This is a genomic window from Amycolatopsis suaedae (assembly GCF_004214935.1).
In the GTDB taxonomy this organism is placed as follows: Bacteria; Actinomycetota; Actinomycetes; order Mycobacteriales; family Pseudonocardiaceae; genus Amycolatopsis; species Amycolatopsis suaedae.
This window is the reverse complement of record NZ_SFCC01000007.1, coordinates 344,768-365,621: the sequence shown is the minus strand read 5'-3', so window position 1 is coordinate 365,621 and position 20,854 is coordinate 344,768. Positions and strand designations below refer to the sequence as shown.

15 protein-coding genes and 1 riboswitch are annotated in these 20,854 nt (G+C 72.3%); of the genes, 11 read left to right on the top strand and 4 right to left on the bottom strand.

All coding sequences use genetic code 11. From position 1 onward, the window contains the following. Positions 1 to 633, top strand: coding sequence for a hypothetical protein (locus EWH70_RS16195; RefSeq protein WP_130476216.1), 633 nt, complete (start codon positions 1 to 3; stop codon positions 631 to 633). 54 nt (positions 634 to 687) lie between these two features. Beyond that, entirely contained in the window at positions 688 to 2,556 is a 1,869-nt protein-coding gene (locus EWH70_RS16190; protein ID WP_130476215.1) for a fibronectin type III domain-containing protein, read from the top strand. A 3-nt stretch (positions 2,557 to 2,559) separates the two neighbouring features. On the opposite strand, the gene EWH70_RS16185 is transcribed toward EWH70_RS16190, so the two are convergent. Then, positions 2,560 to 4,377 carry an FUSC family protein gene (locus EWH70_RS16185; protein WP_130476287.1) on the bottom strand — a complete coding sequence of 606 codons (1,818 nt, stop codon included), beginning with the start codon at positions 4,375 to 4,377 and terminating at the stop codon, positions 2,560 to 2,562. Positions 4,378 to 4,681: 304 nt separating this feature from the next. Here EWH70_RS16185 and ileS point away from each other — a divergent pair, with 304 nt between their 5' ends. From ileS to EWH70_RS16145, 8 genes are all read left to right on the top strand, one after another. Continuing rightward, entirely contained in the window at positions 4,682 to 7,864 is a 3,183-nt protein-coding gene (gene ileS, locus EWH70_RS16180) for an isoleucine--tRNA ligase (RefSeq protein WP_130476214.1), read from the top strand. Between the two features lie 10 nt (positions 7,865 to 7,874). Continuing rightward, positions 7,875 to 9,464 (top strand): penicillin-binding transpeptidase domain-containing protein, encoded by a 1,590-nt coding sequence (locus EWH70_RS16175; protein ID WP_130476213.1) that lies wholly within the window; start codon positions 7,875 to 7,877, stop codon positions 9,462 to 9,464. A gap of 90 nt (positions 9,465 to 9,554) precedes the next feature. Further along, a complete protein-coding gene (locus tag EWH70_RS16170; protein ID WP_130476212.1) occupies positions 9,555 to 11,033 on the top strand; it encodes a potassium/proton antiporter in 1,479 nt (492 codons plus the stop codon). Between the two features lie 131 nt (positions 11,034 to 11,164). Then, complete coding sequence (locus tag EWH70_RS16165; protein ID WP_240687006.1) at positions 11,165 to 11,851, top strand: M23 family metallopeptidase; 687 nt, start codon at positions 11,165 to 11,167, stop codon at positions 11,849 to 11,851. 66 nt (positions 11,852 to 11,917) lie between these two features. Further along, a riboswitch (SAM riboswitch) is annotated at positions 11,918 to 12,032 on the top strand. A 32-nt stretch (positions 12,033 to 12,064) separates the two neighbouring features. Next, positions 12,065 to 13,438 (top strand): aminotransferase class V-fold PLP-dependent enzyme, encoded by a 1,374-nt coding sequence (locus tag EWH70_RS16160; RefSeq protein WP_130476211.1) that lies wholly within the window; start codon positions 12,065 to 12,067, stop codon positions 13,436 to 13,438. Between the two features lie 28 nt (positions 13,439 to 13,466). Next, the gene (locus EWH70_RS16155; protein ID WP_130476210.1) at positions 13,467 to 14,282 is read left to right on the top strand and encodes a hypothetical protein; all 816 of its coding nucleotides are present in this window, start codon (positions 13,467 to 13,469) and stop codon (positions 14,280 to 14,282) included. Positions 14,283 to 14,286: 4 nt separating this feature from the next. Further along, positions 14,287 to 14,862, top strand: coding sequence for a signal peptidase II (gene lspA / locus EWH70_RS16150; RefSeq protein WP_130476209.1), 576 nt, complete (start codon positions 14,287 to 14,289; stop codon positions 14,860 to 14,862). Continuing rightward, positions 14,859 to 15,782 (top strand): RluA family pseudouridine synthase, encoded by a 924-nt coding sequence (locus EWH70_RS16145; protein WP_130476208.1) that lies wholly within the window; start codon positions 14,859 to 14,861, stop codon positions 15,780 to 15,782. Before lspA ends, EWH70_RS16145 begins: the two co-directional genes overlap by 4 nt. Before the next feature lie 380 nt (positions 15,783 to 16,162). On the opposite strand, the gene EWH70_RS16140 is transcribed toward EWH70_RS16145, so the two are convergent. Further along, entirely contained in the window at positions 16,163 to 17,182 is a 1,020-nt protein-coding gene (locus EWH70_RS16140) for a DUF4352 domain-containing protein (protein ID WP_130476207.1), read from the bottom strand. Between the two features lie 175 nt (positions 17,183 to 17,357). Here EWH70_RS16140 and EWH70_RS16135 point away from each other — a divergent pair, with 175 nt between their 5' ends. Further along, entirely contained in the window at positions 17,358 to 18,974 is a 1,617-nt protein-coding gene (locus EWH70_RS16135; protein ID WP_130476285.1) for a DUF885 domain-containing protein, read from the top strand. Positions 18,975 to 19,029: 55 nt separating this feature from the next. Here EWH70_RS16135 and EWH70_RS16130 read toward each other — a convergent pair whose 3' ends face one another. Together EWH70_RS16130 and EWH70_RS16125 are read right to left on the bottom strand one after the other, a co-directional pair. Next, positions 19,030 to 19,857 (bottom strand): ABC transporter permease, encoded by an 828-nt coding sequence (locus EWH70_RS16130; RefSeq protein WP_130476206.1) that lies wholly within the window; start codon positions 19,855 to 19,857, stop codon positions 19,030 to 19,032. After that, positions 19,854 to 20,819: an ATP-binding cassette domain-containing protein gene (locus tag EWH70_RS16125; RefSeq protein WP_130476205.1), complete on the bottom strand. Its 966-nt coding sequence runs from the start codon at positions 20,817 to 20,819 to the stop codon at positions 19,854 to 19,856. The genes EWH70_RS16130 and EWH70_RS16125 overlap by 4 nt, the downstream gene beginning before the upstream one ends. Positions 20,820 to 20,854: the final 35 nt, after the last annotated feature.

Sequence of the window (20,854 nt, the reverse complement as noted above, 5' to 3'; positions counted from 1 at the left end):
GTGCTTTACATCGTTCTCCTCCTGCTGCTGGTTGCCCTCGGGTTGCTGGTTACGGCGCTGATCACCGCCAACTCGTTGTGGGCGTGGATCTCCATCGGTCTTTCCGTTGTCGCGGGCGTCGCGCTCCTGGTCGAGAACTACCGCAGGCGCAAGCGCCGGGCGGCGGCGGCCGAGGAGCCCGAGAAGGCCGAGAAGGCCGTCGAGGACGACTCGGCGGACGAGGCAGCCGAGGACACCGCCGGGCGGGTCGAGGGTGAGCTTCCCGTCGAGGACGAGGACAAGCCCGGCGAGTCACAGACCACGCTGCTGCCGGCCTCGGGCGAACTCGACGGGGACGACGCCGGCGAGAAGGCCGAACCGCCCGCCGACGAGGGCGACCCCGGTGAGGAGGACACCGACGCCTCCGACCTGCTGGTGATCTCCGAGCTGGACGTCGAGGTGCTGGTCGTCGACGAGTACCCGCGCTACCACCTCGCCGGCTGTGCCTGGCTCGCCGACCGCGACACGATCCCGATCGCCGTGGCCGAGGCTCGTGATCTCGGCTTCACCCCGTGTGCGCGCTGTGGTCCCGACGCGACCCTGGCCACGCGCCACCGCGACAAGAGCGGCCGCAAGCGCAAAGCCGGCAAGTAGCCGCCCGCGCGCGAGCGTGTACCTCGCGTGGACCTCGGGGCGTAGGCTACGTCCATGCCGGGGAAGGACGTGGGGACCTCCGACGCGCGGGACGCGCGGCGACGGTGGCGGCGCCGTGTGCCCGCCGGGATCGCGGTACTGGGATGTGTCGCGCTGGTCGCGTTGGCCGTCACCGGTGCGGCGACACCGGGGCCGGGGCTGAACCTCGCCCAGGCGGGGCACTGGGTCTACAACCACGTGCTGCGTGCGGCGTTCCATATCGACGGCAGCGGCAACGTCGACGCCAAGGCCGACGTGGATGCCGAGCCGGGCAGCATCGTGGCGCAGGGTGAGACCAAGGCCTACGTCGTGGGCCCGTCGCGGGTGTCCGAGTTCGGCAAGTCCACGCTGACGGTGGAGGGCTCCACCGGCGCGGCCGTCAACGAGATGCCGGTGGCGCTGGAGGCCCGCGGCGGCCCCTACCTGGTGTACCGGGAGGCCGGTCAGGTCGTGCGTCCCGGCGATCCGCCGTTGACCCTGGCCGCGGGGGGCAAGCTCGGCCAGCCGGTCGTCACCAGCGCCGGTTCGCTGTGGCTGCACCAGATCGACACCGGGCTGCTGTGCGAGCTGCGGCCCGGCGCGGACAAGCTGACCTGTCCCGCCGCGGCGCCGTCGCGGCACCCCGGTGGGCTGACGGTGGTCGGGGACCGGCCGGTGTTCGTCGACACGATGGCGGACATGATGTACCCGGTCGGCGCGGGTGGCCTGGGGGAGGGCACCGGGCTGGGGGTCGACGTGCCGCCCACGGCCCGGCTGGCCGCCACCGACATCGACGGCCGGGTGGCCGTGCTGGATCCCGCCGCGCACCGCATGTACCTGGTGGACACCGCGGGCCTGGACCGGAGCCGTCCGGCGGCCGAGCCCGTGGTGGTGAACCTGCCGCCCGGTGAGTACGCCGACGTGGCTTCCTCGGGGCGTACGGCCGTGGTGGTGGACCGCGCGAAGTCCACGGTGCACACCTACGACGGCGGTGGCCGGTTGCGCGAGAGCACGCCGGTCCCGCCGGGCCCGAGCCGGCTGTCGCGGGGCGAGGACTCCCGGGTCTACGTGGATTCCGCGGACGGCGGGCATGTCCTGGTGGTCGACCGCGAGGGCCAGGTCACCCCGGTCGACGTCACCGGTCAGGGCCGTCCGGCGCCACCGCCTCCGGCCGCTCCGCCCGCCGCGCCACCCGCCGCTCCGCCGCAGACGGCGCCTTCCGCGGGCCCGCCACCGCAGGCCGACGCGCCCCGGCAGCAGGAACGCCCGCGCACACCGGCCAAGCCACGGCAGACACCGCCTGCGGAGCGGGTGGCCGTCCCGGCGAGCCCGCCGGGCGCGCCTCCCGGGGTGCGGGCCACCGCCGGCGATGCCCGGATCACCGTCAACTGGGGTGCTGCCAGTCCCAACGGCGGCGCGGTCACCGCGTACCACGTGTCGTGGACGTCCAGTGCGGGCAGCGGTAGCCGCCCGCTGGGTGCCGGCGCCCGCAGCACCACGCTCACCGGCCTCACCAACGGCTCGGCCTACACGGTCACCGTCACCGCGCAGAACTCCGCCGGCCGGGGCCAGGGCTCGACGGCCGCCGCGGTGACGCCGCGGTCGCAGGACCCACCGAGTGCGCCGGTCGGCTTCGGTGCCGAACCGGACGGCAACGCGACCGCGCTGCTGACCTGGAAACCGGCTACCGCCAACGGGTCGCCGATCACCGGGTACCGCATCCGCTGGAACGTGGACGGCAAACCCGGCGAGGGCTCGGGCTCGGCGACCGTGGGTGCGTCGGCGCGCCAGTACCGGGTGCGCGGGCTGGAGATCGGCACCCAGTACCGGTTCTACATCCGGGCGGTCAGCGCGGCCGGCGTCGGCCCCGAGGTCGACGACCCGACGATCCCGGAGAGTTCGTAGCACCTACGGCGCGGTGCGGTGCAGCACCACGAGATCCGCCTGCATGGTGTCCAGCAGCAGGCGTTGCTCGCCGTCCAGTTCGTCCCGGTGCGCCGCGAGCCGGTCCACGTCCGGCTCGGCCGGCGGCAGCGCGGCGGCCACGCCGGCGACGGCGCCGGCCAGTGCGGCGTTGCGGGATCCGGGCAGGGCGGCCGCGATCGCGCTGGTGTACAGCCCGCGCAGGGCGTCGGCCGCCTGCTCGGCCTTCTCCCGCTCGGTGCCGGACGGCGGTGTGCCACCGGGCTCGTCGGCCAGCAGATCCTGCTGGGCACGGGCCGCGTGCCGGAAGGCGGGCGCCGCCGCCGGGCGGGACGTCTCGCCCCGCAGGACGCCGGCGAGCGTGTCGTAGAGCGTGCGGGTGGCGTCGACGGCGGAGGTGAACCGTTCCGCCGCACCCGGTTTGCGTACCCCGGGCACGGCCGCGAACCCGAACAGCAGCCCGATCACCACGGCCAGGGCGATCAGCAGCAGGTACTCGACGAGCACCGGCGCCGGGTCAAGGTGCCGGTTGGTGGCGTTGACCCCGACGCTCATCAGGACCACGCACCCGTTGAACACCATCGGTTTGCTGGTCATCATCGGGATGCCGACCAGCAGCGCGGCCACGCCGATCACCAGCAGCGCCGCGGGCGGGGCCAGCCAGATCACCAGCGCGAGGACGACGGCGCCGCCCAGCGAGCCCGCGACCCGCTGCCACGCCTTGCTGAGGCTGTCGCGCCATTCCGGCTGCATGATGGCGAACGTGGTCATCAGGAACGAGACGGTCAGCGGGTCACCCGGCCGCAAGGTGGCGACGCTCAGCGCGATCGCCATGCCGAGCGCCACCCGCACGGCGTGCCGCAGCTGGGCCGACCGCCAGGACAGCGCGCCCCGTAGCTCTCCGGCGAGTACCCGGCGCCGCAACGACTTCGGCAGGTCCACTGTGGACTCGTCGCGCTCGGTCGCGGCGGTGCGGACGGCGTCCAGTGACGACCACACGGTGTCCAGCCAGCGACCGCTGGCTCCGGGCAGGCCGCCGGGGACGCCCGGCCGGGCCGGCTCCTGCGTGTCCGCCGGTGCCGACCTCGCGCGTACCAGCTCGGCGATCCGGGCGGCCTCCTCGTCGGCGGCGGCGAGGGACCGCTCGACGGAACCGGCCGCGTCGCCGAAGCTGTGCCTGCGGTCGTCCAGGACGTCGCGTGCCGCGCGGTACCGCAGCGTCTCGCCGAGGACCCGTGCGCTCCACCGGCGAGGCCGTTCGGTCAGCCACAGCCGGGCGGCCCGGTCGGCCGCGCCCGCCTCGCCGGTCAGCGCGTCCGCCAGCGCCTTCCTGGCCGGACCCGCCGGGTCCCGTAGGCCGGCCAGGACCCGGATCACGACGGCGACCGCCACCGCCAGTGCCGGCGCGCCCAGCACCTGCGGCGGGCTCGCCGAGCCGGTCAGCTGGAAGCCGTAGCCGAACGCCGAGGCGAGACCGAGGCCAAGCCCGACGGTGACGTAACGCTGCCCGAGCGCCGGCACCAGCCCGGCCGCGAACACGACGAGCACCAGCACGGCGATGGCCAGCCAGTGGGAGACCTCGCCGAGCAGCCGGGGGACCCCGGCGCCCAGCACCAGTGCCGGGGCGAAACCGGCGAGCAGCCGCAGGTCGCCGCGGAGGGTGCCGCCGAACGCGGCGATGAGGCAGAACAGGGCGGTCAGCCCGGCCAGGATCGCCGTCCCGCCCAGTCCGGCAACGAACCCCAGGCCGGTCACGCCGCCGACGACGACCAGGATGATCACCGGCAGCGCGAATGCCTTCACGGCGCGTCCATGATCGTCATGGCTGCCGACTCTAACCGGGAACGGGGGGGCTCCGTGGGAAACGGTTTGCGGCGGGGGTTTACCCTGGGTGTACACGGCGTCGATCCGGCCATCACCGGGGAGCCTCCGGAAGAACGGGACCCCGAGGGTCCTCAGTAGAACCGGACGGGTGCGGCCCGTCACAGCCGTCCAACGAAGCGGCCCGCGTCAGCGGGCAAGCGGGGTGGTACCGCGGAAACGCGGCCGCATGGCCGTGTCTTCGTCCCCGTCGGCAGACGAGCGACGACACCGCGAGGAGCACCCGATGTACCCCAAGGCAGCGTTCCCGTCTGCGGGGACGGCCGGTTCGGTCCCGTCCCAGCCGTCGTTCCCGGCCGTGGAGCGGGACGTGCTGGCCTACTGGGAGTCCGACCGCACGTTCCAGGCCACCATCGACAACCGCGAGGCCGGGACGAACGGCGCCAACGAGTACGTCTTCTACGACGGCCCGCCCTTCGCAAACGGCCTGCCGCACTACGGCCACCTGCTCACCGGCTACGTCAAGGACCTCGTCCCGCGCTACCAGACCATGCGCGGCAGGCGGGTGGAGCGCCGGTTCGGCTGGGACACCCACGGCCTGCCCGCCGAGCTGGAGGCCGAGCGGCAGCTCGGCATCACCGACAAGTCCCAGATCGACGAGATGGGTATCGCCGCGTACAACGACGCCTGCCGGGAGTCGGTGCTGCGCTACACCAACGAGTGGCGCGAGTACGTCACCCGCCAGGCCCGCTGGGTCGACTTCGACAACGACTACAAGACCCTCGACGTCACCTACATGGAGTCGGTGATCTGGGCGTTCAAGCAGCTCTGGGACAAGGGCCTGGTGTACGAGGGCTACCGGGTGCTGCCCTACTGCTGGCGGGACGAGACGCCGCTGTCCAACCACGAGCTGCGGATGGACGACGACGTCTACGTCAGCAGGCAGGACCCGGCCGTCACCGTCGGCTTCCGCCTGGAGGGCAACGACTCCGACCTCGACGGCGCCCACCTGCTGATCTGGACCACGACGCCGTGGACGCTGCCTGCCAACCTCGCCACCGCCGTGCACCCCGAGGTCGAGTACGTCCACGTGGCCACCGAACGCGGCCGGTTCGTGCTCGCGCAGGCCCGCCTCGCCGCCTACGCCAAGGAGCTGGGGGAGGAGCCGGAGGTGCTGGCCACCTACACCGGCACCGACCTGCTGGGCACCCGCTATGCCCCGCCGTTCCCCTACTTCGCCGGTCACGAGAACGCGCACCGGGTGCTGTCCGCCGACTACGTCACCACCGAGGACGGCACCGGTGTCGTGCACATCGCGCCCGCCTACGGTGAGGAGGACAAGGCCGTCACCGACGCCGCCGGGATCACGCCGGTCACGCCGGTGGACGCCAAGGGCCGGTTCACCGCGGAAGTGCCCGACTACGCCGGGCAGCAGGTGTTCGACGCCAACCCGAACATCATCCGCGACCTCAAGAACGGCACCGGTTCGGCAGGCAGGCAGGGCGCCGTGCTGCTGCGGCACGAGACCTACGAGCACCCGTACCCGCACTGCTGGCGCTGCCGCAACCCGCTGATCTACCGGGCGGTGTCGTCCTGGTTCGTCGCGGTCACCGAGTTCAAGGACCGCATGGTCGAGCTGAACCAGCAGATCACCTGGTACCCCGAGCACGTCAAGGACGGGCAGTTCGGCAAGTGGCTGGCCAACGCCAGGGACTGGTCGATCTCCCGCAACCGGTACTGGGGCACGCCGATCCCGGTGTGGCAGTCCGACGACCCGAACTACCCGCGCACCGACGTCTACGGCTCGCTGGACGAGCTGGAGCGCGACTTCGGCGTCCGGCTGGACAACCTGCACCGGCCATACATCGACGAGCTGGTCCGGCCCAACCCGGACGACCCGACCGGCCGGTCGATGATGCGCAGGATCCCCGAGGTGCTCGACGTCTGGTTCGACTCCGGGTCGATGCCCTACGCCCAGGTGCACTACCCGTTCGAGAACGCGGAATGGTTCGAGCACCACTACCCGAGCGACTTCATCGTGGAGTACATCGGGCAGACCCGCGGCTGGTTCTACCTGCTGCACGTGCTCGCCACCGCCCTGTTCGACCGGCCGGCGTTCACCCACTGCGTCTCGCACGGCATCGTGCTCGGCTCGGACGGGCAGAAGATGTCCAAGTCGCTGCGCAACTACCCGGACGTCAACGAGGTGTTCGACCGTGACGGCTCGGACGCCATGCGCTGGTACCTCATGGCGAGCCCCATCCTGCGCGGCGGGAACCTGATCGTCACCGACCGCGGGATCCGGGACGCCGTGCGCCAGGCGGTGCTGCCGCTGTGGAACTCGTACTACTTCCTCGCGCTGTACGCGGGCGCCGAGGGGGTGACGGGTACCTGGCGTACCGACTCCGAGCACGTCCTCGACCGCTACGTGCTGGCCAAGACCCACGAGCTGGTGACCGATGTGGGCAGCGCACTGGACGCCTACGACGTCGCCGGGGCCTGCGCGACGGTGCGGGAGTTCCTGGAGGTGCTGACCAACTGGTACGTCCGCCGGTCCCGGGACCGCTTCTGGTCGGGTGACCGGGACGCCATCGACACCCTGCACACGGTGCTCGAGGTGACCTGCCGGGTCCTCGCGCCGCTGCTGCCGCTGACGACGGAGGCGGTGTGGCGGGGGCTGACCGGCGAGCGGTCGGTCCACCTGACCGACTGGCCGGGTGTGAGTGAACTGCCTGCCGACGCGGCACTGGTCCACGCGATGGACCAGGTGCGGCAGGTGTGCTCGGCGGCGCTGTCGCTGCGCAAGTCGAACAAGCTGCGGGTGCGGCTGCCGCTGAACCGGCTGCTGGTGGCCCTGTCCGCCGAGGGCGGTGTGGAGACGCTGCGGCGGTTCACCGACATCATCCGGGACGAGGTCAACGTCAAGTCGGTGGAGCTGACCGGCGACGTCGCGGCACACGGCAGCTTCGAGGTCGTGGTCAACGCGCGTGCCGCCGGCCCGCGGCTGGGCAAGGACGTCCAGAAGGTGATCAAGGCGGTCAAGGCGGGCGACTGGTCCACCGCCGAGGGTGGTGCGGTCGTGGCCGCCGGGATCGAGCTGCTCGACGGTGAGTTCGAGCGCAAGCTCGTCGCCGCCGGAGGCGGCGCGGCCGCCGAGTTGCCCGGCGGGGCCGGCCTGGTCCTGCTGGACACCGAGGTGACGGCCGAGCTGGCCGCCGAGGGCCTGGCCCGTGACCTGGTGCGGGTCGTGCAGCAGGCTCGCCGCGACGCCGGCCTGGAGGTGGCCGACCGGATCACGGTGACCGTGGACGCGCCTGCCGAGGTGGTCGAGGCGGTGCGTGCCCACGAGTCGTTCGTGGCGGGCGAGACCCTCGCCACGGCGGTGTCCTACGGCGAGGTGCCGGACGGCTTCACCGGCTCGGTCGGCGACGGCGACAAGGTCACCGTGTCCGTGACGAAGGCGGGGTAACGTCTCCGGCGTGAGTCCTGGCTGGAGACGTGGTGTCCTGACGGGAGCGGCCGTCCTGGTGGTGGCGATCGTCGTGGCGGCCGTGGTGATCCTGCGGGGCGAGTCCGGCCCACCGGCCGCCGACGGCGCCGCGCAGCCGTCGGCCGGTGACGTCGCCACCCGCTTCCTGTCGGCGTTCGCCGGCGGGGACACCACGCTGGCCGGCAGCCTCACCGACAACCCCACGGCGGCCGCTGCCGCGCTGGCGGCGACCCGGACCGAGCTCGGTGCCACGGCGGTGACGGCCGGACTGAACCAGGTGGGTTCCGGTGCCGACCGGGTCACCGGCCGGTTCACGGTGGGCTGGACACTGGCGCGGCAGCGGACGTGGACCTACGACAACGAAATCGAGCTGGTCCGCTCCGGTGACGGCTGGCTGGTGCGGTGGAAGCCCGCGCTGATCCACCCGAAACTCGACGAGGGCAGGCGGCTGGTCGTCCGCGGGACCGACGGTCAGCCCGCCGCCGTCGACCGGGACGGCGCGCCGTTGCTGGTCTGGCAGGGCACCAGCCTGCTGCCCGCCGGGAACAAGGCGCCCACGTTACTGACCAACAGCCTGGCGAGGACCGTCCAGGACCAGGGTGGTCAGCGCTGGGGGATCGCGGTCGTCGACAGCGGCGGCACGGTGGTGGAGACCGTGTTCGGTGCCGATCCGTCGGCGGAGGCGGCGCCCGCCTCGACCATCGGCGCGGCGATCCAGGCCAAGGCGCAGGCCGCCGTGGATTCGGTCGAGCGCTCCGCCGTGCTGGTGGCGCTGCAGCCCTCCACCGGTGAGCTGCTGGCCGTGGCGCAGAACAACGCGGCCGGGATCGAGCCGAAGGCGTTCACCGGGCTCTACGCTCCCGGCTCGGTGTTCAAGATCGCCACGGCCACCGCCGCGCTGAGCAACGGCATCAGTGCCGACGCCGTGCTGCAGTGCCCGAGCGAGATCCGGATCGGCCAGCGGACGCTGCCCAACGACGGCCGGTTCTCCCTGCCGCCGTCGCCGCTGCACACCGCGTTCGCGCACTCGTGCAACACCACCTTCGCCTCCGTCGCCGCGGGCTTGCCGCCGGACGCTCTCGTCGAGGCCGCGAACAAGCTCGGCCTCGGCGCCGACTTCTCCGTTCCCGGCGTCGACACCGAACTCGGCACGGTCGAGCAGCCGCGGGGGCAGGCGGAGGCGGTGGAGGCCTCGATCGGCCAGGGCCGGGTGCTGGCCAGCCCGCTGGGGCTCGCGGTGATGGTGGCCACAGTGGCCAGTGGCAAGGCCGTCACCCCGAAGCTGTGGCGCAGCGCACAGACGACCGTCAACACCGGCTACCAGCCGCCGGCGCCGTCCGTTCTCGGTCCACTTCGGGCGATGATGCGTGAAGTTGTCACCGCCGGTACCGCGAAGTCGTTGGGTTCCAACGGTGCCGTCCACGGCAAGACCGGCACCGCCGAGGTCGGTGACGCGGCGAAGGCCAACGGCTGGTTCGCCGGCTACCGCGGTGACGTGGCGTTCGCCGTGCTGGTGGAGGGCGGGAACGCGTCGGCGCCCGCGCTCGCCGTGGCGGGGAAGTTCCTCGCCGGCGGCTGAGCTGCCGTCCGAAGTGGACATCGCGGTACATACCGGTGCGCCGACCGCCGTCCGGCTCGACTAAAATCGAGCTGACGAGGGGAGGACGGTGTGGGCGAACTCCCGGTCGTGCTCGGTGCAGGTGCGGCCGTCCTGCTCGCCGCGGTACTCGCGGTCCGCCTTTCCGTGCGGGTGGGACTGCCGTCGCTGCTGCTGTATCTCGGGATCGGGGTCCTGCTGGGCGAATCCGGACTGGGAATCCAGTTCGAGAACGCCGACCTCACCCAGGCCCTCGGGCTCGCCGCGCTGGTGATGATCCTCACCGAGGGCGGGCTGACCACGCGCTGGCAGGCTGTGAAGCCGGCGCTCTGGCCGGGAATCGCACTGTCCACAGTGGCCGTCGTGGTCAGCGTCGCAGTCACCGCCGCCGCGCTGCGCTGGCTGCTCGACTTCGACTGGCGGCTGGCGCTGCTGTGGGGAGCGGTGCTCGCCTCCACCGACGCGGCCGCGGTGTTCTCCGTGCTGCGTAGTGCGGGCATCGGCCGGAGGCTGGTTGGGACGCTGGAACTGGAGTCCGGCATCAACGACGCGCCGGCCTACATCGCCGTCGTCGTGCTCGCCACCGGCACCACAGTGGACTGGACGTTGCCGCTGCTGGTGATCTACGAACTCGGCGCCGGCCTGGTCATCGGCGTGGTGCTCGGCTGGCTGGGGGCCGCGGCGCTGCGGCGGGCGGCGCTTCCCGCGACCGGCCTGTACCCGCTCGCCACCGTCGCCGTCTGCGTGGTCGCCTACTCGTCGGGCCAGCTGGTGCATGCGTCCGGGCTGCTGGCCACCTACGTCGCGGGCGTGGTGCTGGGTAACTCGCGGCTGCCGCACCGGTCGGACACGCTGTCGTTCGCCGAGGGGCTCGGCTGGCTGGCGCAGATCGGCCTGTTCGTACTGCTCGGCCTGTTCGCCTCGCCCGGGCGGCTGCTCGATGCCGTCATCCCCGGACTGATCGCCGGTGCGGTCGTGCTGCTCGTCGCCCGGCCGGTGTCGGTGCTGGTGTCCCTGCTGCCGTTCCGGGTGCCCTGGCGAGAACGGGTGTTCCTGTCCTGGGCCGGGCTGCGCGGTGCCGTGCCGATTGTGCTCGCCATGATCCCGCTGGCACAGGGCGTGCCCGGTGCCGAACAGCTCGTCGATGCCGTGTTCGTCCTGGTCATCGTGCTCACGCTGGTGCAGGGCACGACCCTGTCCCCGCTGGCCCGGTGGCTCGGGCTCGCCAAGGGCGACGAGCCCAAGGAGATCCAGGTCGACTCGGCACCCCTGGACGAACTGGGGGCCGAGCTGCTGCAGGTGCGGATCCAGGCCGGGTCCCGGATGCACGGCGTCTACCTGTCCGAGCTGCGGCTTCCCGCGGGTGCCTCGGTCAGCCTCGTCGTCCGTGGCGGCAAGGGCTTCACCCCGCAGCCGACCAGCCGGCTGCAGGAACACGACCAGCTGCTGGTGGTCGCTACGCAGCACGTGCGGGCCGCGACCGAGCGGCGGCTGCGTGCCGTGGACCGGGCCGGGCGGCTGGCCAGGTGGAAGGGCGAATCCGGCGCCTGATTTCCACCGGTGGAGCAGGTTGTTTGCGGTTTTCTTACCAGAAGTATTCACTAATGAGACCGAATGGCTTACAGTCCGCTCGATCGAGTTAGTCCTTTTGGGGGAGTTCTGCCGCAGAGGAGACACCTGCTGTGACACTGCCTGCCGTTTTCCAGGCCCGCTCGGGCCGCACGCTGGCCGCTGCCGCTGTGCTCGCCGGCGGGATGCTGGTTGCCCCGACCGCCCAGGCGGCCGCCTTCCCGCAGTTCAGCCTGCCGTTCGCCGCCGGACAGGTGGTCGGCTCGGCCGGAATCCACTCCGACAACGGACGGTCAGGTGTGAAGAACGCCATCGACCTCAACCCGCGCGACGAGCTGGTTCGTGCGCCGCTGGCCGGCACGGTCTCCATCCAGCGCTGCTCGGCGGGTGACTGGGTGACGATCGACCACGAAGGTGGCTGGCGCACCGGGTACTACCACATGGAGAACATCACCGTCACCGACGGACAGCGTGTCGAGCCGGGCACACCGCTCGGCAACATCGGCAACGCCCTGCCCTGCGGCGGCAGCAGCAGTGGTGCGCACGTCCACTTCACGCTCTGGACGCTGGGCGCGGCGGCTGCCCGCTCGGCCGACCCGATCGCCGCGGGCAACTGGGACGGGGTGTCCTACGACCGCCTGGCCACGGAGGTGGCGGACGCCGTCGGCGAGGCGGTGACCGGCAAGACGTTCGGTGGCTGGCGGTTCACCGAGGGCAGCGAGCAGTACGCGGGCACGGCGACCGAGGTGAGCACCGGCAAGACGGTCGAGCTGCCCGGCCGCTTCCGGTACGAGGGCTAGGCCCCGTCCCAGCCTGTGGGCAGCCGCTGGCGCTGCCCACAGGTGATCGGTTACGGTGCGGGACAAGGTCATGAGTGCCAGCGCCAAGCCCCGGCTCGCTGGCCGGCAACCCTCCTTCCGCGGTGGGGTGCCCCGGGTGAGGACCTGGTCCGCCGCGAGGTGCGGCGGGCAAGCGCGGACCCTCGCGGGTCCCAGGACCGCCGAGGAGCCGGTATGACGATCACGCTCGACACCATCACCCCGCGCCGCGTCGCGGACTCCACCGTGCCCGCCGTCGTCGGTGCGGGCCAGCCCGTCCCGTTGGTCACCGGCGAGCGGGTCGGCTACGCCAATCTCGACCACGCCGCCAGCGCACCGAGCCTGGCCCGCGTGCGCGAAGCCGTCGAGGAGTTCCTGCCGTACTACGCCAGCGTCCATCGCGGGGCCGGGTACTGCTCCAAGGTCAGCACCGCCGTCTACGAACGGGCACGCGAGGCCGTCGCCCGGTTCGTCGACGCCCGCCCCGCGGATGCCGTCGTGTTCACCCGCAACACCACCGACGCGCTGAACCTGCTCGCCCGCAGCCTCCCGCCCCGCACGTCGGTGGTGCTGTTCGATACGGAGCACCACGCCGCCCTGCTGCCCTGGCGCGGGCCCAACGTCCGGCGTATCGCCACCCCGCGCACCCGGCTGGCCGCGGTGTCCGCTGTGGACAGTGCGCTCGCGGACTGTCCGGAGGGGCCCCGGCTCGTCGTGGTGACCGGCGCGTCCAACGTGACCGGCGAGGTGCTGCCGGTCGCCGAGATCGCCGCCGTCGCCCGCCGGCACGGTGCCCGGGTGGCACTCGACGCCGCCCAGCTCGCCCCGCACCGACCGGTGTCGCTGCGTGAGCTGGACGTCGACTACGTCGCTCTGTCCGGCCACAAGCTGTACGCGCCCTACGGTGCTGGGGCACTCGTCGGCCGCGGAGACTGGCTCAACGGCGGCGTTCCCTATCTCGCCGGAGGCGGTGCGACCAGGGCTGTCGTCCGGCGCGGTGACGAGCTGGGCGTCGCCTGGAACACCGGGCCGCAGCGGCACGAGGCAGGATCGCCCAACACCGTCGGGGCCTACGCGCTCGGCGTTGCCTGCGCGACGCTGTCGGCACGCTGGGACGACATCCGCAGGCACGAGACCGAGTTGCTCGACCGTCTCGTCACCGGCCTCGACGGCGTCCCCGGTCTGGCGCAGCTGCGACTGTTCGACACCGATGCCGACCGCGTCGGCACGGTCGCGTTCACCGTGGACGGCTTCGAACCGGGCTGGCTGGCTGCCGTCCTGTCGGCCGAGTACGGCATCGGTGTGCGCGACGGCGCCTTCTGCGCCCACGTGGCCACCGCACGGCTGGTCGGCGTGGCGGGTGGCAGCGGGACCCAGGCGGTGCGGGTCAGTCTCGGGCTGGGCAACACCGCCGAGCACGTCGACCGGCTCGTGCTGGCGCTGCGGCAAATCGTGGCCCGCGGCGCCCGTGCGGACTACGTCAAGCGTGACGGGCGGTGGGAGCCCACTGCCGACTCCCGGCGGCTGCCCGATTTCCTTGCGGCCCTCGACGTTCCTGCGGGAGGATGACGCCTTCCGTTCGCTGGGGGTGACTCACGTGCGCGAGCCGGTGTCCGGTACGCGACATGACTACTGGTTCCCGTTGGCCCTGCTGGGTTTCCTGCTGCTCGGCACGCTGCTGGCGGTACCGGCGGCCGACCACGGCTGGTTCGCCTACGTCCCGCAGAATCGCGGGGAACCGATGCTCAACCCCGGCGCGTTGTACAGCGTCGCGGTGTTCACCGAGTTCGATCAGCTACCGGATTTCGCCCGGTACGGGCCCGGCGATCCGCTGTCCTGGAACGTCCCCGGCTGGGCGGCGACCGGGCTCGCGCTGGTCCTCGTCGCGTCGCTGGCCTGGTACGCCGTGGGGCGCCGCCGGGCCGGTGAGGCGGTCCGGCCCGGCCGGCTGGTGGCGGTGCTCGCGGCCTGCGTTCCGGCGATCGTCCTGGTCGCGCTCGGCGGGAGTGTCAGCGGTTCGCTCACGGGCGCCGTGCTGGTGAACGGAGTCCTGCCACTGACAGGGCTGGCACTGGTAACCGCGGCGGCCACCTATTTCTCGGCGGGAACGGCGCGCCGGGTGGCCGGGTGGTGTTGCCTCGTCGCCGTCGTGCTCGTCGTGGGACTGACCCTGTCGGTTCTGTCGACGTCGGAGAGTGTGGTGCTGCTGCCAGCCGGGGCGCTGGCCGTGCTGGCGTGGTTCGAGCGCAGCGTGCTGCTCGCCCTGATCGCCCCGGCCTTCGCCACCGCCGCGGTGGCGCTGGACGGCCGGTTCGCCGTCGTAGCGGCGGCGGCCGTTCTGCTGGCCGGAGCGCTCGCCGCGCTCGTGACCAGGGGACCGGCCGCGTCCGGTCTACCGGCCGGGGGACAATGACGGGGTGAGCAGCGAGCGAGGGGCCCCGTCCGACGGCGAGAGCGTGGCGCAGGCCCTGCCGAGACGGCGGGTGGGCGTCCTCGCGGTGGTCGCGGCGGCGGCGTTCGTCCTCGACTTGATCACCAAGATCATCGTGACCGCGACCCTGGAGGGCAGCGAACCGATACCGGTGCTCGGCGGGCTCGCCTACCTGCAGCTGGTTCGCAATCCCGGTGCCGCGTTCTCGATCGCCACGGGGATGACCTGGGTACTCGCCCTGATCGCGGCCGCCGTCGTGGTGGTGCTGGTGTGGTTCGCCAGGCGGCTGCGCTCGGCAGGCTGGGCCGTCGGCCTCGGCCTGGTGCTGGCGGGGGCGCTGGGCAACCTGGTCGACCGGATCTTCCGTGCGCCCGGTCCGCTGCGGGGTCACGTGGTCGACTTCGTGTCGTTGTTCTCGCCCGACGGTGAGGTGTGGCCGGTGTTCAACGTCGCCGACTCCGCGATCTGCGTGGGTGGCGTGCTGGTCGTCGTCCTGACCCTGCTCGGCAAGGAGTACGACGGGCGGACGACCAGGGCACCGAGGAAGAAGGCGACCGCATGAGCGCGCGCATGCTCCCCGTCCCCGACGGGCTGGACGGGATGCGGGTCGACGCCGGCCTGGCGAAGCTGCTCGGCCTGTCCCGTACGGCGGTCGCCGAGCTGGCCGCCGCGGGCGACGTGCTCTTGGACGGCAGGCCCGCTGGCAAGTCCGACCGGCTCAGCGCGGGCGGGCTGCTCGAGGTGACGCTCCCGGAGCCGGGCGGGGAGCAGCGGGTCGAGCCGGTCGCCGTGGAGGGCATGCGGATCCTGCACTCCGACGACGACATCGTGGTGCTCTCCAAGCCCGTCGGGGTCGCCGTCCACCCGAGCCCGGGCTGGACCGGGCCGACCGTGGTCGGCGGGCTCGCCGCCGCCGGGGTGCGGGTGTCCACCTCGGGTGCGGCCGAGCGGCAGGGTGTGGTGCACCGCCTCGACGCGGGGACCACCGGGGTGATGGTGGTCGCCAAGAGCGAGCACGCCTACACGGTGCTGAAGCGGGCGTTCAAGGAACGCACGGTGGACAAGGGCTACCACGCCGTCGTCCAGGGCCATCCGGACCCGATGCGCGGCACGATCGACGCCCCGATCGACCGGCATCCCCGGCACGACTACAAGTTCGCCGTCGTCGCCACCGGCAGGCCGAGCGTCACGCACTACGAGGTGGTGGAGGCGTTCCGCGCGGCCTCGCTGGCGCAGATCAAGCTGGAGACCGGGCGCACGCACCAGATCCGGGTGCACTTCTCGGCGATGCGGCACCCGTGCGTCGGCGACCTCACCTACGGCGCCGATCCGGTGCTGGCACGCAAGCTGGGGCTCACCAGGCAGTGGCTGCACGCCCACACACTGGGCTTCGCGCACCCGGCCGACGGCCGCTGGGTGGAGTTCTCCGCCGACTATCCCGACGACCTGGCACACGCCCTGGAGCTGTTACGAGCCGAGTGACCCGCGCTCTCCCCGCTCCGGAAACCCCCGAGACCCGGAGTGGGGAGAGCGCGAGCGCGGCCCGGCTGTCGCTCACTCTGTAGTTGTCAATCAACGCGTTGTCCGCTGCGAACACCGATGACGCTACGGACCGGGCCGGGGCGTGCCATCCGCATTTCGTCGATTTCCGGCCCGGGATTTCTGCCACTTTCGCGACACCATTTCTCGCCTTTAGTCGGATGCCGGACGGCCGGGGCACGCGCTGTACTTCAACCAGCCGCGCCCCCACCGGCGGCGCGGGCGAACGGGGAGGAGAAGACAGATGAAGACCACAGTGGACACAACGACCGGGGCTCGACGTGGGCCGACGCGGGTAGGCGGTGGAAGAGACGCGGCTGGTGTCAGTCCTCGATGGACCAGGTCAGCGAGCGCTCGTCGGCCTCCGGGCGCGCGTTCCAGCGGACGGAGACCACCCGGGTAGCGTCCGGCAGGACGTACACGGTGTGCCCGCCCGCCGTCTCACCCGGCTGCACCCCGATGCGGTGTGGCGGGCGCGAGGTCAGTGAGACCGGTGCCTTGGCGACGGCCTTGCCGTCGTCGGTCACCAGTTCCAGATAGTTGTCCGGCAGCGAAAGGAATGGGATCTGGCCCTTGTTGGTGATCTCGGTGTGCACCACGACCGACCGTTCGCCCTCGGCGAGTGAATAACCGGCCGCGCTGAACAGGAAATCAGCCGGGTCCTGGACCTCCAGCAGCTGGATGCTCAGTTGCTCGCCCTCCAGGCCGATGGTGTCCAGCACGTCGCCGGTCGACCCGGTCCGCTTGCCCTGTGGCAGGGGTGCCGACCCGCTGGGCGGGCGCGACGGCTGGTCGCCCCTGGCCCACGATGACACCTGCGGCGGACCCCAGGTGCTGACCACAGGGTCCAACGCGACGGGTTGCTGGGCCGCCGGCGGCTGCGGAGCGGGCCGGGGCGGCATCGGCGGCTGCTGTGGCGGCGGGCCGGGGTAGCGGCCGGACGGCGTGCCCTGCACCGAGTAGACCCCGCTGGGGGTGCCGTGCACGGGCCCGCGGGGAGGCTGCTGCGGTGGTGGGGGCGGTGGCGGCGGACCCGGCCGGGGCGGGCCGGTGTTGACCTGGTGCGGTCCCGACGGGCCGCCGGCGACCAGGTTCGGCGGCGGGCCCGGCGGACCCGGCGGGCCGGGCCGGGGTGGTGGCCCGCCGAGGGCGGCACGCAGGCCGTTGGGGTCGCTCTCGACACCGACCAGCAGCGGGAGGCCGCTGCCGGACAGTGCCACCAGGCGGTATGCGACCTCCCTGGGGTCCATGCCCACCTGCGCGGCCAGCTCGTGCACCGCGGCTTTGCCCATCTCGGCCAGGGCGGCGAGCAGGCGAGCGTCAGCGGGATCGGTCACGGCCACGGCTGGCACGCTACCGCCTCGCCGTCGCGGCCGTGGGAACGGCTCGCTGGACCACGTGTCCGGCCGTTTTCCGGCGGACAGACCGGCCGGTCACGTCCTATCCTCGGCGGGGTCATCCAACGAAGGGGAGGACCGAGTGACCGTCACCGCTCTTGCCGACGAGTTCGTCGAGCTGATGTTCGAGGCCGAGCCGATCCTGCCGGCACTGCTGGGGCTGGACCTGACCCGCGGTGGGCTCGCCGACGTGTCGGCCGAGGGCGAGCGCAGGCACCGGGAGCGGCTGACCGAGCTGGCCGCCCGGGCGAGGGCGATCGACCCGGAAGGCCTGGACGCCGAGGACCGCACCACGCGCGCCGTCCTGCTCAGCCTCGCCGAGGCGGGTACCGACCAGATCGACAGCCTGATGGCCGAGTTCACGGTGACCGACCTGTTCATCGGCCCCGCGGCCGGCCTGCTGACGGCCCTGCCGATGCTTCCCGTACCCGACGAGGCAGCGGGCCGGGTGCACCTGGACCGGCTCGCCGCCATTCCGGCGTACCTGGAGCAGGCACTCGCCCGGCACCGGGCGGGCGTGGCCGGCGGTCGCACGCCGGTGCGCCCGCTGGTCGACGCGGCGGTCGCGCACCTGGACCGCTACCTCGGCGCGCCCGAGACGGATCCGCTGCTGCGTCAGCCGGCGCCGAGCCAGGCGTTCGCCGCCGAGCGGGAGCGGCTGCTGGCCGACGTCGTGCGGCCCGCATTCGCCGCCTACCGGGACGCGCTGGCCACCGAGATCGCCCCGCACGGCAGGCCCGCCGAGAAGCCCGGCGTGTGCTGGCTGCCCGGCGGTGAGCGGATCTACGCGTTGCTGGCCCGCAAGCACACCAGCACCGACCGCACGCCGGACGACCTGCACGCGACCGGGCTGGACCTGATCGCGAAGCTGGGGGAGGAGTACGCCGAGATCGGCTCCCGGGTGTTCGGCACGGCCGACCTCGCCGAGATCTTCGAGCGGCTGCGCAACGACCCGGCCCTGCGCTGGGAGAGCCCGGAGGAGATGCTGGACAGCGCCCGCAAGGCGGTCGCGCGCGCGGAAGCGGTCGCGCCACGGTGGTTCGGCCGGGTGCCCACCCAGGCGTGCGTGGTCGAGGCGGTACCGCCTGCCGACGAGCCCGGGGCACCGCTGGCCTACTACATCCGCCCGACCGCCGACGGCAGCAGGCCGGGGACGTACTTCGCCAACACCTACCGTGCGACCGAGCGGTTGCGGCACCCCGCCGAGGCGACGGCCTTCCACGAGGCCGTTCCCGGCCACCACTTCCAGATCAGCATCGCGCAGGGGCTGACCCACCTGCCGCTGCTCCGGCAGATCGGCGACTTCAACGCCTACATCGAGGGCTGGGGCCTCTACTCCGAGCGGCTGGCACACGAGATGGGGCTGTACTCCGACGACGTGGCGCTGCTGGGCATGCTGTCGATGGACTCGATGCGGGCAGGCAGGCTGGTCGTCGACACGGGCCTGCACGCCAAGGGATGGACCCGGCAGCAGGCGGTGGACTTCCTCATGGAGAACACCCCGATGTCCGAAGTGGACATCCGCAACGAGGTCGACCGCTACATCGCCTACCCGGGACAGGCGCTGGCCTACATGGTCGGCAGGCTGGAGATCCAGCGTGTCCGCGCCGCGGCCGAGCGGGCGATGGGCGACCGGTTCGATCTCAAGGCGTTCCACGACCTCGTCCTCGGCAGCGGAGCGCTACCGCTGTCCGTGCTGGACGACGTGGTCACCGCCTGGGCGGCCGGGACGAAATAGCGACAGCCGGTGCCGGGCCCCCGACGGCCCCGGCACCGGCTGCGTCCCCCGGGATCTACAGGCCGGCGGTGCGGAACTTGCGTACCGCCAGCGGAACGAAGATCACCAGCAGCAGGATCGACCAGCCCACCGTGGTGGTGACCGGGTGTGCCAGCGGCCACGGGACGTCCGCGCCGGTGGGCACGCCCGGGTTACCCCACAGCACCCGCAGTGCGGCGGTCACCGCACTGACCGGGTTCCAGTCGGCCACCGTGGCCAGCCAGTCCGGCATGCCGGTGGTGGGCACGAACACGTTGGAGATCATCGTGACCGGCATCAGCACCGGGCCGATCCGCGCCGCGGTCTCCTCGTTCTTGAACAGCGCGCCGAGGTAGACGCCCGCCCACGACACCGCGAACTGGAACAGCAGCAGCACACCGAAGCCGGCCAGTGTCTGGCCGATCCCGTTGTGGGTGGTCCACCCGAACAGCAGGCCGACCAGCGCCATCACGATGATGTTCGCGATACCGGTCAGCAGGTCGGCCGCCGTCTGTCCGAACGGGACGGCCGAGCGGGCCATCGGCATGGACCGGAACCGGTCCATCACGCCGAGCCCGTTGTCCTTCGCCACCACGGTGAGCGAGCCCATCAGGGTGAACACCGCGCTCATGGCGAACAGGCCCGGCATCAGGTACTCGCGGTAGTTCGCGCCGTCCCCGATCGGGATGGCGCTGCCGAACACGTAGCCGAACAGCACCACCGAGATCAGCGGGAACGCCAGCGAGGCCACGATCTGCCCCGGGCTGTGCTTGAGCTTGAGCAGGTTGCGCTGCAGCACGGTCATGCCGTCGCCGAGCACGTAACGCAGCTTCGACGGCTGCCTCACCTCGACCGGGGCGGTCATCGGCGCACCTCCTTCGCGGGCTTGCGGGTCAGCTCGAGGAAGACCTCGTCGAGCGTGGGCGTCCGTTTGCCGATGTCCTCGACATCGACACCCGCCTGGTCCATCCGCCGCAGCACGGCGGCGAGGCTGACCGCCTCGTCCCCGGTCGGCGCCGACAGCCTGCGCTCGTCGGGATCGGTGTCCGGCTCCGTCCCGGTGACGGCGGCCAGTTCCACGGCCGCCTTGCCCAGGTCGGTTTCCGGGCCGACCACCACGTCGATCCGGCCGCCGATACGCGACTTCAGCTCGGCCGGGCTGCCCTCGGCGATGACCTTGCCGTGGTCGATCACGGCGATGTTGTCCGCCAGCTGGTCGGCCTCGTCCAGGTACTGCGTCGTGAGCAGCACCGTGGTGCCGTCGGCCACCAGCCTGCGCACGGTTTCCCAGATCTCCGTGCGGCTGCGCGGGTCCAGGCCGGTCGTCGGCTCGTCCAGGAACAGCACCGTCGGCGAGATGATCAGGCTGGAGATCAGGTCCAGCCGCCTGCGCATACCGCCCGAGTAGGTCTTCACCTGCCGGTCGCCCGCGTCGGCGAGGTCGAACCGCTCCAGCAGCTCGTCCGCCCTCGCCCTGGCCTGCCTGCCGCTCAGGTGGAACAGCTTGCCGAAGATGCGCAGGTTCTCCCTGCCGGTCAGCTCCTGGTCCAGCGCGGCGTGCTGGCCCGCGAGGCCGATCTTCCTGCGCACCTCGTCGGCATGCCGGACCACGTCGTGGCCGGCCACCACGGCCGAGCCCTCGTCGGGCCGGGTCAGCGTCGCCAGTACCCGGACCGCGGTGCTCTTGCCCGCCCCGTTCGGCCCGAGCAGGCCGTACACGGTGCCCGCCGGGATGCTCAGGTCCAGGCCGTCGAGGGCCTGGGTGGTGCCGAACCGCTTGCGCAACCCCCGCGCTGTCACGATTGGTTCTGTCTGTGGAGTCCCCATCTCCGCCTCCCTTCGTAACGTAGACTGAGTACGTC

Excerpts from the sequence above, each read along its gene's own strand:
- EWH70_RS16130 (WP_130476206.1), bottom strand. The coding sequence starts at position 19,857 with ATGACCGCCCCGGTCGAGGTGAGGCAGCCGTCGAAGCTGCGTTACGTG.
- ileS (WP_130476214.1), top strand. The coding sequence starts at position 4,682 with ATGTACCCCAAGGCAGCGTTCCCGTCTGCGGGGACGGCCGGTTCGGTC.
- EWH70_RS16190 (WP_130476215.1), top strand. The coding sequence starts at position 688 with ATGCCGGGGAAGGACGTGGGGACCTCCGACGCGCGGGACGCGCGGCGA.
- EWH70_RS16125 (WP_130476205.1), bottom strand. The coding sequence starts at position 20,819 with ATGGGGACTCCACAGACAGAACCAATCGTGACAGCGCGGGGGTTGCGC.
- EWH70_RS16160 (WP_130476211.1), top strand. The coding sequence starts at position 12,065 with ATGACGATCACGCTCGACACCATCACCCCGCGCCGCGTCGCGGACTCC.
- EWH70_RS16135 (WP_130476285.1), top strand. The coding sequence starts at position 17,358 with ATGTTCGAGGCCGAGCCGATCCTGCCGGCACTGCTGGGGCTGGACCTG.
- EWH70_RS16145 (WP_130476208.1), top strand. The coding sequence starts at position 14,859 with ATGAGCGCGCGCATGCTCCCCGTCCCCGACGGGCTGGACGGGATGCGG.